1 protein-coding gene and 1 pseudogene are annotated in these 1,859 nt (G+C 44.4%); both read left to right on the top strand.

Going from position 1 to position 1,859, the window contains the following annotated elements:
- Window positions 1-142: 142 nt before the first annotated feature.
- Window positions 143-346, top strand: a pseudogene (locus RIM23_RS29725) (nucleoside deaminase); the annotation flags it as partial.
- 360 nt (window positions 347-706) lie between these two features.
- Window positions 707-1,690, top strand: a complete 984-nt coding sequence (locus RIM23_RS29720) for a hypothetical protein (RefSeq protein ID WP_446371978.1) — start codon at window positions 707-709, stop codon at window positions 1,688-1,690.
- Window positions 1,691-1,859 lie beyond the last annotated feature (169 nt).

Below are 1,859 nucleotides of genomic sequence, written 5' to 3'. Positions count from 1 at the left end.
GCCTCACGTACTAGCATCACTTTACGTGATAAGTATCGATTACTCGATTGGCAATACTCACGAATTTTTGCCTGTGCTAGACTACCTTTATACTGTAGCACAATAAATACCACAATGCCAAGGGAAAAGATACTAAGGGTAGTGCTACCTCTGCGCCGGGGCTGTGGTGCAATTTGGCATTAAAAAAGTTATTGCTGGAGAGTCTAAAACCTTTGCCGGTGCCAGAGAATTTATGGAATCCCATGGCGTGGAGGTTGTTGATTTGAATCTAGAGGAATGCCAACAGATGATGAGCGACTTTATTCAAAACAACCCAAAGCTCTGGAATGAAGATATTGGCGTTTAACTCATCCCACGCGCTTACCCTGAGCCAGAGTGCGATGTTCCAGACGTAGCATGAATGTCTGTGTGCACAGGAGCATAGGAGTAGAGGGTTAAGGGTGTAAACAAATGACATAAACGAATGACAAATCACTGGTTAATGAAAATTCACCAGAACTTCACTAGGTTTTTCTGTGACTTTATCTGGACTTGATGGACGATTCGCTAATCTGGTAAATAAGCTAAGGCAATCGATTCACACCCAAGCAATCTCTCCTGCCAACTGGCTTAATCAGCATCGGCAATTTGCAATTTGGTGAAATTTGAGAAAGACGCCTTGTGTAATACGACTGATACTGGAAATTATCACTAGGAATTATCAATCATGACTGGCTCTCCTTTACGAAAATTTCTCTTTACGCCGATAATACTTTCGACAGCCGTGTTCTCAGTTTTGACCTTACCCCTAGCATTCTTCGGAGATAAAGAGGTCACCATCCAATTTCAGGGAGAGCCTGTACATCATGGACAACTCCGGGATATTGCTACTCCTTACCTAGGATTGGCAAGTGTTTTGGGTGTAGGTACGGGAATCGCTACGGTAGCCGTAACTGGCTGGCTTCAGTCTTCTCGAAAATCGGCTCACGCCGAAGAACAGCTTTCGGATTTAGAGCGAAATCTTAAAGAAAAAGAACAACTTTTAGAAGATCTGAAACTTTCTAAATCTCGACTCGCAGCGGCTGGACTCAATAACTTTTTAGAGCAAGAACTAGAACAGGAATTCGTTCAGCTTTCTGATAGCGAAGTTCAACACCTGGTTAAAGAAAACGTTAAACCGGAACCAAAAATAGTTCAGCCTTCTGATCACGAAGTTCAACACCTGGTTGAAGAAACCGTTAAACCGGAACCGGAAATAGTTCAGCCTTCTGATCACGAAGTTCAACACCGGGTTGAGGAAACCGTTAAACCGGAACCCGCACCAACACATGCTGTGATGAAATCCCGGGAACTCCTGATGAGTAACCCTTTCATCATCACCACACAACCCTTCTACACCCAACCCGCTACCGCTCATCCAGTTAGCTCTCAAACAGCATCGGCGAAATTTGCCTCAGCTCAAAGCTTCTTAGGTTATCAGACAAAAACATCTGTCCCATCGGCAAATGTTACCCAACCTACCGAGTCTGAGGTTGAGCAACTTCAGGTTCAACTGCAAAACATAATGGCTCAGATGATTGTGATGCAAGCCGAACTACAGGTAGTTCAAAAAACGGCTCAGTCTCAGGGACATGCAACCCAGCCGCGCCATTCAACATCGCTCAAGGTGGTTCAGTCTTGGTCTGAACACCCTCATGCAGTAATTAAATAGTCGATACCCCCCCTTTTTTTGGGTATACTTGACGCTCCTCGCACTTTTAGGGCGAGGATTCTTGGTTCTTAGACACACCTTACAATTATCTATCCTTGCGGCAATCCTTAAACCAAAAGCCCGTAGAAAACTACCAAGCGTCGAGTTTAAGTTAGATAATCCCAGAGGG

Origin of the sequence: Coleofasciculus sp. G3-WIS-01, from assembly GCF_040223135.1 — a bacterium.
Taxonomy (GTDB): Bacteria; Cyanobacteriota; Cyanobacteriia; order Cyanobacteriales; family Coleofasciculaceae; genus Coleofasciculus.
This window is presented reverse-complemented; position numbering and strand designations above follow the sequence as displayed.